Annotated in this window: 4 protein-coding genes; all 4 read right to left on the bottom strand. The window is 36.0% G+C overall.

Annotated features, from left to right (window positions below):
- Positions 1-244: 244 nt before the first annotated feature.
- A complete protein-coding gene (locus tag AAC037_RS09170; protein ID WP_339902707.1) occupies positions 245-7,903 on the bottom strand; it encodes a PAS domain-containing protein in 7,659 nt (2,552 codons plus the stop codon).
- A 471-nt stretch (positions 7,904-8,374) separates the two neighbouring features.
- Complete coding sequence (locus AAC037_RS09165) at positions 8,375-9,406, bottom strand: Gfo/Idh/MocA family oxidoreductase (protein ID WP_339902706.1); 1,032 nt, start codon at positions 9,404-9,406, stop codon at positions 8,375-8,377.
- 15 nt (positions 9,407-9,421) lie between these two features.
- Entirely contained in the window at positions 9,422-10,423 is a 1,002-nt protein-coding gene (locus AAC037_RS09160) for a Gfo/Idh/MocA family oxidoreductase (protein WP_339902705.1), read from the bottom strand.
- A gap of 378 nt (positions 10,424-10,801) precedes the next feature.
- Positions 10,802-11,769 (bottom strand): Gfo/Idh/MocA family oxidoreductase (locus AAC037_RS09155; protein WP_339902704.1); only part of this gene is annotated, 968 nt, incomplete at its 5' end.

The following is an 11,769-nucleotide window of genomic DNA, read 5'->3' as shown; positions in this document are numbered from 1 at the left end:
CATTAAGCTAATGTGGGATGGTGAAAACATGAAGGTCACCAATTTTGAACCTGCCAACCAATTTGTATCCAAAGATTACAGAGAAGGTTTTGAACTTCCAAAAATATAAGCCTAATCTTTGCTGAACAGGTAGCACTGGCTATTTATAGCGCTTCTCGGAAGCACAAATGAAAATAAGAAAGCCTCGGAACAATCATTCCGAGGCTTTCTTGATTTAACCCAATGTTCAAAACATTTTAATGATTTAAATCCCCTCTTCTATCTCCGGGTTGGTTTTAGGAATTGTAAAATAAAACTTCGAACCTTCATCTTTTTTGGATTCGACCCAAACTTCTCCACCTAAATTGTCAATAATCTTTCTTACTATCGCCAGTCCCATTCCAGTGCCCTCATATTTGCCTTTTCCATGGAGGCGTTTGAAAATAGTGAAAATTGTATCATGGTGTGTCGGATCTATACCTATTCCATTGTCAACCACAGAGAATTGCCAAAAGACAACTTTCTCTTCGCATTTAATTTCTATCACAGGTTTTTCTTTTTCATTCCTATACTTTAGCGCATTTCCAATTAGATTATAAAACACTTGAAAAATAGGGGTTTTGTAAGACAATATCCGTGGTAGCGTATTGCATTTTACTATAGCTTCAGATTCTCTAATTCTTTTTTTCTGAAGGACACAAACCTCATTTACAATTTCCTCTATATTCAAGATTTTGAGCTTGTCTTCATGCTTTCCTATTCTTGAAAACTCCAATAAATCCAGAATAATCTGCCGCATCCGCATGGCGCCATCTACCGCGAAACCTATATATTGGTGAGCCTTGTCATCCAATTTACCCTGGTATTTTCTTTCTAATAACCCCATAAAATTACTCACCATTCTTAGCGGTTCCTGCAAGTCATGTGATGCCGCATAAGCAAATTGTTCCAGCTCTTTATTTGAGCGTTCGAGCTCAATGGCATGCTGGGCCATCTGCTCATTCATTGCTTGAAGAGATTCTTCATATTCTTTTCTATAGGTAATATCGGTTATGGCCCCTACAACCCTTGTTACTTTTTTATATTTATTTCTTATAAAAATGGCCCTATCAATTACAAAAGCATAATATCCTTCTTTACATAGCAAGCGATACTCTTCAAACCAATTGGTCAGTGTATCGCTATTTAGAAATTCCTTGAACTTCACCCTTATTCTTTCCCTATCTTCTGGATGAATCAATTTTTGTAAGGCCGCTATATCTGTAGAAATATCTTTTAGATCATACCCAAAAAGGTTTTTAAAACCCACACCTCGAAAAACTTCGTTGTTTTCAACATCATAATCCCAAATGGCATCATTGGTGGCTTCAGCTATTTTCTCAAATCGCTCATTGGAAAGTTGAATTTTTTCGGATATTAACTTTTCTTGAGTAATGTCTTTAGTAAAAACACTTATCCCTTCTTCTGAGGGATAACAATTTACATTTAACCATATTTTCCGTCGCTCAGAAAACATCTCAAAATGAATATTTTTACGATATTGAAAGGCATACAATAATTGCTTTTTAAACTCTGTTTCATTTACACCCGGGATCACTTCCCAAATTATATTATTGAGGGCTTGTTCTTTTAGTATACCAATAATCTCTTCAGATCTTTGATTCCAGTATAAAATTTTGAAATTATTATCCAAAGCAAAAAAGGCCTCACCTATACTCTCCAAAATGGCGTTTTTTTCTTTAAAGGATTGCAATAGGGCCTTTTGACTATTTGTGCGCTGAATAGCTGCAGAAAAATTGGATGAAATGGTTTGTAAAAATGAGAGCTCACTCTCCGTCCAATTTCGCTCAGAATTGCAGGTATTAAAGCTCAAAAATCCATAAAATTTATTCTTAATGGAAATGGGAATAGAAATATTTGAATAGATTCCTCTCTTTTTAAAATTCTTTTTCAATATACATTCAGGTAGATCACGAGTATTCATAATAAACAACTCCCCTCTTTTCAAGACCTCCATTATCTCAGGAAAATCATCTATAGCAAAGGTTTGAATAGGATCCTGCTCCGGAAAATTTAAATCCCCTCCTAGCGTCCATTCTATCATTTTATTAACATATTCCTTCCCATCAGCTCCAACCTTATTTTTTTGAAAATAATTGATTGTATCAATTTGAACTGCTTCGCTTGTAAGCTGAAAAACTTTCTCTATGGCTTCATTCCAATCCTCAACCACCAAAAATTTCTCTATTACCTTTGAAATAATTTCAAGAAGCTGATTGTTTTTAGCCAATTCTAATTCGTTTGTTTTTTGTGCATGTATGTCCTGAAGTGAACCGGAAATTCGAACACATTTACCCTTACTAAATTCCGGCTGACCTATGCTTCTGGCCCATAATTCCCTGCCATCTCTTAGTTTTAATAAAATCTGATAATCCCATGAACTACCATCTTTTTCTGCCTGTGCTATTGCCTTTCGAATAGAATTCTTTGTGTTTTCATCATAATACTTACTTAGGTCTTCAAAGCTAGGAGTGCTTTCTTGAGGAATACCATAGATCTCCTTGGTGGTAGACGATAGATAAAGTTCATTATTAATTAAATCAATCTCCCAACTACCCATCCTCGAAAGTTTTGAGGCATTGTCAAGTAAAGTTTGTAAGGATACTAATTCAGTAATATCATGGCCAAAAACAAAGACCAATCCTTCTTCTCCAAACTTATCGGAAGTATTCCAAGAAATCCATTTGTATTGACCAGTTTTTGTTTGGTATCTATTAATTAAATTTTTTGCATGTATCCCTTTCTCTAATGAAAAATTTTTCCGCGACATACTTTTATCATCAGGATGAATAAAGTCCTCAAACTTTTTGGTCAACATCTCCTCTTCCGTATAGCCAAACACCTTACAAAATGAAGGATTAATTTTAACAAAATTCCCTTTGGTATCAATTACAGTCAGCATTTCAGGAGCGCTTTCAAAAAGAAGTTTCATTTCTTCTTCCTGCTGTTTTCGCTTGATTATTCCACCAAGTAAATTTCCTATGGGTTCAAAAAATTGTTGACAATCTTTGGGCAATGTGACGATATTATTAACATATAAGAGCATCACCCCTACTTTAATATTATTTTGGAATAATGGTATCCCTAAAACCAACTTGATTGATTCAAGTAACTCAGGGTTTACTTGGGTAAAAATGGGCTCCTTATCCAGATTATCTAATTTCAATAGTGAACCTGAGATCAAAGCATGGTTAGCTAGATTTTTATTTACTTTTTGTAAATCATTCCTATACCTAAGCTGATAATTCTCGCTCCAATAATCTTCAATCAAATTAATTCCTGCTTGTTTTCGATTTAATAGCCAAATCTCACAACCTGAAAAATCTGATATAGATGAAATATATTTTAAAACTTCTTTTAAAATTACCTTCAACGATAAATCATCTTTGAAGTATTTAGCAATCTGGTGCTGAACTTCTTTTTGGAAAAAATCCTCCTTTTCATCTGTTTTATCCCGTAACACACCAATCATTCTTAATGGACTCCCATGACTGTCTCTTATCATATAGCTAATTTCTTCTATGTGAAGAAATTGACCGGATTTATGCCGAAACCTGTACTCTTTATGCCACCTGTTGTTTTTAGCATCAAAAACAAAATCATCCCATATTTTGTCTGTTTCAATGACGTCAGCAGGATGCATGAATGTGCTCCATTCTGAAATTTTATTGATCTCTTCACCTTTTTGATAGCCAAAAATCCTATAAAATCCCTCTCCCCAATGGAATTCATCCTTTATTAAATCCCAATCAAATATTGCATCATTGGTAACCATATTGACATAGGTAAATCGTTCGTTACTCTTATGCAGGTTTTCAAAATACTCAAATTTGGTAATCAAAACAGGGAAAATTCGCTGACTTCTTTGAATGGCATAGTGTTCCCAACCTCCTGGCATTTTTGAATCCTCAAAAAAGTTAATCAAAACTGCATCCAGGCTTCCTCCTGAGTTCATAATCGGCAAGAACCAGCAAGAGCGGGTATTCTTTTCCTTAGTAAAGTTTAAAAGGCCTTTCCATTGAGGGTCCTTTTTAATTTCAGCAATATAAATTTCCTTATTAAAATAATCTGAAGATTGGTCAAGGCTGATTGAATCATTTAAATAATTTTCAAAATCACTGACACTGACTTTGTCTAAATCAAGAAATGTAGGCGTCGCCAAATTTTGTAAACGATTGCCTGTAACCTTTAAAATAGCCATTTTCATACTTGGAAAAAGTTTTTCCAAATTGGAAAGGAAACTATACAACAAATCGGAAAGGTTGGCCTCTTTATTCATGCTTGTCTCCATCAAGTCTTTTTCAATGGCCTCAAGTTCGCCATAGAAATGCTCTAAGGTAGTGTCTTTAATTGCACCTACAATCCTATAAGCTTTACCTTCTGAGTCCCTTAGAATGATGGCTTTCTCTTTTACATAGGCTATTTCACCATTCGCTTTTAAAAGACGATATTCTGTTTCTAATTGATTTTCTAAGCTATTAAACAATACCTGTTTGACCTTTTTTGTATAGTGATCAAGATCTTCGTGATGGATGCTATTGCAAAAGACCTCGTAATTTATTGACGGATCCTGGATTTGTAAACCAAAGTTTACTGCAAAACCTTCTCCTAAAAACATATCACCGGTATTGGGATCAAAATCCCAAATACTTCCCGAGTCTGTCTGCATCACTAACTCAAAGCGCTCATTGCTCTTTTTTAATTCTTCTTCAAAAGCAATTCGTTCGGAAATATCTATTCCATTACATTGAATTTCCTTAGGTTTACCATCCATCCCCAGTATACCTACAAAATCCCATAGGGTGGTATAAGCTCCCTTTTCATGATTTAATTTATGAAGTTCTACCTTGTGGGCTTTTTCTGGTTCTGTTAAACACTTTTTTATAATTCCTTTGATTTTACTTCTATCTTCTTCCTGTACCGTATAGATCACATTAATTTTTTCATTACCGGAAAAAAGCCAATTGAAAGTCTCTATATATTTGGTATTAGCAAAAGTGATGTACCCTTCAAGATCGATTCTAATAACAAATGTAGTTTGGGAGTCAAGAAAACTTTTGTACCTGGCCTCACTTGTAATTAGTTTTCCTTGCGCTTCAATAAGTTTACTGATATCCATACTATTAACCACTACTCCACCTACACTTGGGTCGTCCGATAGATTGGTTGCCACAGTTAGTAGCCAGCACCAGGAGCCGTCCTTACGCCTATACCGGTAAGGATGGCCTTTGGTTCTTTCTCTAAGTGGAAGATTACTAAATTCAAAAATGACTCGATCTTTGTCATCAGGATGAAAATAATTGGTGGGATAATCGCCAATTAATTCCTCTTCTTCATAGCCCAGAATATGAGGGTAGTTAGGACTAACGTATATATATTTACCTGTTTCAGAAACTATAGCTGTCAAATCGGAGCCCTCTTTAACCATTGAGCGAAACCGTTTTTCACTTTTCTCCATCTGGTTATTTAGCTTCACTTTTTCAGTTATATCTCTGAAATTGTCAACTATTCCATTAATGTCGGGATCATCCAAAAAATTGGTTATCGTGGATTCCATCCATCTCCAAGTACCATCTTTATGTTTGGTTCTAATAATCCCACCCTCAATCGGTAAACCCGGTGAAGCCAAAGTCCTTTTAAATTTATCCAAAGACAGGTCTAGGTCCTCGGGATGTATCGACTCATTTAATTTTAATTGGTAGGCTTCTTCTTCAGTATATCCCAATACTTGAGTAATGGAAGGTGAAACATACTTTTGAACACCTTCAGCATCAAAAATAACGATGGCATCTCTTCCATTTTCCACAAGTGCTTTAAACCTTTTTTCATTTTTCTTGAGGGCTATTTCAGCAGCTTTCCTTTTGGTAATATCTACCATTAGCCCCCTATATTTTAGTCCATCGTTTTCATCAATAATCACTGTGATTAAATCGCTGATCCAGACTACCCTTCCATCCTTCCTTAAAAACCTATATTCAATTGTAAAATCATTATTGGTATGAGAATGTTTTTCAATTAATTGAAGAACAATTTCTTTATCATCTTTATAAATATGATTCACCCAAAAACCCGGGTCCTGAGACCATTCTTCAGGAGAATAACCTAAAATATCTTCAACCTGAGGACTTACATAACTCAATTTAAAACTATCCGGTTGTGATTCCCAAAATACGCCTGGTATGGTTTGAATAAGGGTTCCTATCCGCTCATTTGAGACCCTTAACGCTTCTTGGCTGCTTAATTGATCTATATAGTTACCTAAATGATACATCAGGTTATCAATTAGTCTAGTTTTATTCTTTAGTTTGCTAGAACCATTACCTATCTCAACATTTTCAGGCAGTCCTATTTCAAGTGCTAGTAACTTTCCATCGTGTAAAACATATTTAGACCTTAATAAAGAATCTGAAGGTTTAAATCCTGAACTGAAATACGCTTTATTTTGAAATGTAATTTTAGCATGAGTTTCATCAGAATTAGGCCAAGCTAAGGGAAAAATATTGCATGCGCTTTGAAACAAATCATCAATTTGATCCCAAGTATAATCAAATCTACTTATGTTGAAAATGCATTCTTGTTCTTTAATTTTATTTTGAAGAAAGAACAAGGTCTCTCCTAACTTTTCTTCTACCCCCTTCCTTTGTGTCACATCCATTATGATGGAGTCCCATGCTATACTTCCATCTTCTAACTTTTGAGGAGTGCCTGCACCCTTGTGCCATCGAACTGTACCATCTGGATGAAGATACCTGTATTCTTTCAACCAATTCATTAAACTTTCGGCAGATTTATCAATAGATGCTCTTAGCCCATCGACATCATCTTGGTGTATCCGACTCCAGACCAATTCACTACTTTCCATGACTTGACTTGGAGATAATCCAAAAATTTGATTGGCTCCATTACTTACCCATTCAAAACGATTTTGTTCTGAAGAGCGCTTGATATAACGGTAAACAACACCCGGAATATTAGCTGAAACAGTTTGAAATTGAATCTCATTAATTTTTCTATTGGTAATATCTGCATGGGTACCAGACATCTGTAAAGGCTTACCTGTGGAAGACCATCTGGTCACCCTACCTTTATCATTGACCCAAACCTCTTGCCCATTTTTATGAATTAACCTGCACTCTATGTCATAATAATCTAATTCCCTATTGAAGCAGGCTTTTAAAACACGATCAGAATTTTCCCTATCAGCCGGATGCAATATTTTGTACCAGACATCCATGGTAAAAGGTGTCAATTCTTCGAGCTCATACCCTATCATTGATGCAAAACGTTCATTGATAGATACTAGGTTTTTTTCTATATCCCACTCCCAAGCACCCAATTGAGTCGCCTCTAAAATATTATTTAATCTACCTGATTCTCTTTTTAGCTTTTCTTTGGTTTTTGCTATTTCACTGTGACTTTGTTCTAATTCTAAAAGTTTTGTTATTTGTGATGCTAAAATTTTAAGGCCTTGAATTTTACTTTCATCCAATTCTCTTGGCTCAAAATCAATAACACATATCATTCCCCACATTTCATCAGTGGAAGTTTTAATTGGCACCCCTGCAAAGAAGTCCATTCCGGGTATAGAGTTTTGTGAAAGTTTGGGCTTCCTTTTACAATCACCCACCACAAGCATCTCCTTGTTGGCTTTTGTAACAAAATTCATGAAGCATAAATTTTCGAGGGATGATTGATCATCTAGGCCATTATTAGAAACTATGGTGGTTTGTCCAGCTTTGATTTTAAAAAGTAAACTAACAGGAGCTCCGGTCAAAATCCCTGCTAAATTGGTAATTGAATCCAACTCAGCATTGATTCCCTGAGCAACTATTCCACTTTCTTCTTCTTTTTTATTTTCTTCCATGGTATAATAAATACTTGGTCAGCCCACCTCTACATCTTCGCTACTATCTAAAAATAACCAAATTATATTAAACCTATTCTAAAAACTAAGTTTATGTGAGAAATCGAAAGAATTATTTTATCAATAAAATTGAGGTATCCTATGAAATAGTTAAGACCTCTGATGTATTAAAACAATCATAACCTAATGGCATTAAAAAAAAGCCTATCAGATAATAAGAGTTATAATCACTTGATTATAAGGTACATTCATCACTCAAAATAAAACATACCTTTATATGGAATATGGAATTTAACCTCCCACTACAAAAAACACCAGCTTTAACAAGAGTAATCTCTATGCCTAAAAAAAATAATCTCTTCAAACAGAATATATTCGTCTATAGACTATTCTGCTTGAAGAGATCCTAGTTCTACTCTCCGGTAGGAGAAATTATCCACCATCAAAGTTTATTTCTAAATTTAATGATGTTTATAAATTAATTTTTTTGTTTTCAGTAGAAGATGCATACACTCCTAAAATTAACGCCAGCGATCTTTTGGCATCATGTCCTGTTACTACAGGGTCAGTGTCATTTCTTATTGCCTCTACAAAGTCTTCAATTTGAACTTGGTGTAGTTTGAAATCTATGGCCATAGGATCTGATGCGCCAGATCCTCCAATATCAGAACCGGGAATCATGTGATCTTCTTCACCTTTAATATTCCAAGCAATTATTTTACCTCCTTCTAATATTATATTACCTTTTTCTCCATAGATTTCTAGTCTTTCAGGATTTCCCGGGAAAAGTGAAGTTCCACCGGTAATTGTTCCTAAAGCACCACTTTTAAAATTCACTATTGCAGAAGCAAGATCTTCACCTTCAATTTTATGAACCATGGTTCTTACCTGTCCATAAACAGCTTCAGCATCTCCCATAATATCCAATAGCAAATCAATGGTGTGTACTCCTTGGTTGATAAGGGCTGCACCACCATCTCCCTCTATGGTACCTTTCCAATCACTTGAACTATAATAGGATGGATCTCTGTACCAATTTATAGCAGCAGTACCCATTAGCAATCTCCCAATCTTACCTGACTTTACAGCTTCCTTTAACTTAAGGTAGCCCGGTTTTAGCCTGTTTTGGAAGATTACGCCTAATTTTACTCCACTCTCTTCACAAGCTCTAATCAGTAAATCAGCGCGTTCTATGCTGACCTCAATGGGTTTCTCCAATAGTACATGTTTACCTGCTTTTGCAGCAGCCATTGCAGGCTCTAAATGATTTCCACTATGGGTGCAAATACAAACCACATCCAAATCACTATTATTCAAAAATTTATCTATTTCAAAGTAGGCGGGAACATTAAACTTTTCTTCTGCCAACTTTGCTCTTTCTTCAGTGGAACTCAATACAGCAATCAGTTCGCTTTCTTCACTAGCATTGAGGGCTGCTGCATGCATTCCTGCAATTGCTCCTGTTCCTATAATTCCAAACTTCAATGGTTTTTGTTTAGACATTTCTAAAGTATTTAATCATTTAAAATTTTTAGTCATTTGTTCCATCGCCCAGTTGGTTCTGGCAGCAGAAACTCCCGTACTTGGACAGTCTCCCCCCTTTTCAAGCAACTCGTTAACAATGGACTGAATCAGATAAAACTGGATATTTTCAGGCATTTCAAATTCAAAAACTTCATCCGGCATGCCATCTTTTTTTAGTGTGACCGAAGTCCCCCAAAAACAAGGAAATCTTATTTCTCCTTTGTTCCCAACGATGACAATTTCATCTTTTAGAGAAGTTTCACCGGTAGTAAAACACCAATTACCGCAGCCCAGCACACCACTTTCAAAAGTGAAATTTCCTAAAACAATATCTTCAGCCGGATAATCTCCTGATTGGTTCGCTGCCACACCATTCACCTCCTTCATCGGACCAAAAAGGAAGTCTAAATAATCCAATTGATGGGAGCCTAAATCATAAAAATATCCCCCACCGGCTACTTCAGGGTCTATTCTCCAATTGGATTCATCCCTGATTACATCAGGATGTTTGGATTGGTTAATGACGATATTTACATACCTTGGATCTCCAATGGCCCCCTCTTCTAGTAAACTTTTAACTTTTAAAAAATTGGGAAGAGTCCTTCGATAATAAGCTACATACAGCGGCAGGCCTGCATCCTCACAAACTTTTATCATTTCTAAACACTCAGCATGATTTCTAGCCATTGGCTTTTCCACATAAACCGGTTTCCCGGCTTCAACAGCTTTTCTTGTTAATTCCAGATGTGAATTGGGAGGGGTGGCAATATAAATTGCATTTACCTCCGGATCATTGATTAATTCATCCGCATCCGCATACCATTTTGGAACCCCATGCCTTTTAGCGTAATCCTTTGCCTTTTCTGCATTTCTACGCATCACAGCCACCACTGATGAATCAGGTATTTTATTCATTGCTGGGGCACTTTTTTTCTCACAAACACTTCCTGCTCCAATCACTCCCCAACATACTTTACTTGAGTTAAATTTCTCCATATATATTAATTTGCCTTAATTATTAACTAATTGATGCTTTATCAGTAAAAACACTGGTTTCTTTTATCTGCTTCCACGATACTTACCATTTTGACTAAAATGGAATTTTAACTATTACCCTTTTACCAAAATTAGTTTTTTTTGGACAAAAGCCGATGTGTGAAAGCTAAACCTTATTTATTTTTTAATCAAGTAACCCCATTTAAGGAAAAATGGTATCAAAGTTTTTTCATGAAAGGCCTAACCTACCTAAACACTCCGTAATCACAAAAGTATTGACTTAAAATCATGAGTAACATTGATTCTATTAATATAGGAACCATATAAACATATGATTACGGCCCTATTCCTTAAGGTAGTAGTAGATTGAAAGTTAATTCAATCAAACTGGGCTAAATTCAAATTTGGATTTATACTTTCATTAGAATTAAGCATCGCATCCCAAAGAACTTGTTCCCCTCTTTCAGCGGCCATTCTACCCAAAATTGCAGTATAGGTAGAAGTAGCACCTGAGTTTGCCTCGTTCAAGTATTTTCCGGATTGAATACTACCAATAAAGCTTTTGACTTTGTTTTCATTGGAATCATGCAAGGCTGAAGTAAATACTCCTGCGGCTTGCTGCTCTCTATCTTCGCTTGCCCCTTTATGCCTAAGGATCCCGGAATCCCAAGCATTTTCACCGTCAATAAATACACTGTAATGAGCGGTGGCCGTTCCTTTGGTACCCAAGAAGCGGGCGCAAACATCTCCAAAATTGGGTCCTAATTGAGTAGAATGAAAACTCACCTTAATGTCATTGGGGTATTTATATATTATTTGGTAATTGTTCCATGCATCCCCAAAAGCGTTATTATGATCTCTTCCACCGGATCCCATAGCCAATAATGGTTTTCTTTGGAGTGTCCAACTGCAAACATCAAGCATGTGAATTCCCTGGTCTAAAAGAATCCCCCCGGACAAAGACCTGAAATGAAATTGATTTCGAATCTTTGCTTCAGTTTTTGACATATTTTCAATTGGATGGATTGGAAGGCCCGAAGCTAAATAATACAATTGAGCGGTGACCAAATCTCCAATAGCTCCTTCTTGAACTCTTTTTACCATTTCCTGATAAGCGGTAGCATGACGAATTTGAAAACCCACCACCATGCTAAGCTTTCCATTGATAGACTGTCCTGCCTTTTCTATACGCTTTACCCCTTGAACATCTATTGCCACCGGTTTCTCACAATAAATATGCACCCCTGCTGCTACTGCTGCCTCCACAAATTCAGGATGAGTGTAGGCTGGAGAAGCTATCAATACTGCTTCTACTTCAGAATTATTTAACAACTCCATATAGGCTT

Origin of the sequence: uncultured Cyclobacterium sp., from assembly GCF_963976465.1 — a bacterium.
Taxonomy (GTDB): Bacteria; Bacteroidota; Bacteroidia; order Cytophagales; family Cyclobacteriaceae; genus Cyclobacterium.
The sequence above is the reverse complement of the archived record's forward strand: the minus strand, read 5'-3'. Positions and strand labels throughout refer to the sequence as shown.

What these genes read in the sequence shown, in the direction of transcription:
- AAC037_RS09160 (WP_339902705.1), bottom strand. Translation starts at nt 10,423, where the DNA reads ATGGAGAAATTTAACTCAAGTAAAGTATGTTGGGGAGTGATTGGAGCA.
- AAC037_RS09165 (WP_339902706.1), bottom strand. Translation starts at nt 9,406, where the DNA reads ATGTCTAAACAAAAACCATTGAAGTTTGGAATTATAGGAACAGGAGCA.
- AAC037_RS09170 (WP_339902707.1), bottom strand. Translation starts at nt 7,903, where the DNA reads ATGGAAGAAAATAAAAAAGAAGAAGAAAGTGGAATAGTTGCTCAGGGA.